The organism is Citrobacter sp. TBCS-14 (assembly GCF_005280805.1).
Classification (GTDB): Bacteria; Pseudomonadota; Gammaproteobacteria; order Enterobacterales; family Enterobacteriaceae; genus Citrobacter; species Citrobacter gillenii.
In genome coordinates this window covers 1-202 of record NZ_SZWM01000835.1, presented here as the reverse complement: position 1 = coordinate 202, position 202 = coordinate 1, and the positions used below count along the sequence as shown (strand labels likewise).

Annotated in this window: 1 pseudogene; it reads right to left on the bottom strand. The window is 53.0% G+C overall.

Annotated elements, in window-relative coordinates:
• A pseudogene (gene proY / locus FDX22_RS21565) lies at nucleotides 1-202 on the bottom strand (proline-specific permease ProY); the annotation flags it as partial.

Below are 202 nucleotides of genomic sequence, written 5' to 3'. Positions count from 1 at the left end.
ATAAAGACCAGGAAAATCAGGCCAACAACGGTCGTCGTTACCCCGCCCGGTACTTTAAACTTCAGCGCTTTGACCTCTTCCGGCGGCAGACGACGACGGAAGGCGATCTGCGACAGCAGGATCATAATCCACACCCAAACCGTGGCGAACGTTGCTAGCGAAGCGATCACCAGGAAAACGTTTTCCGGCATGATGTAGTTAA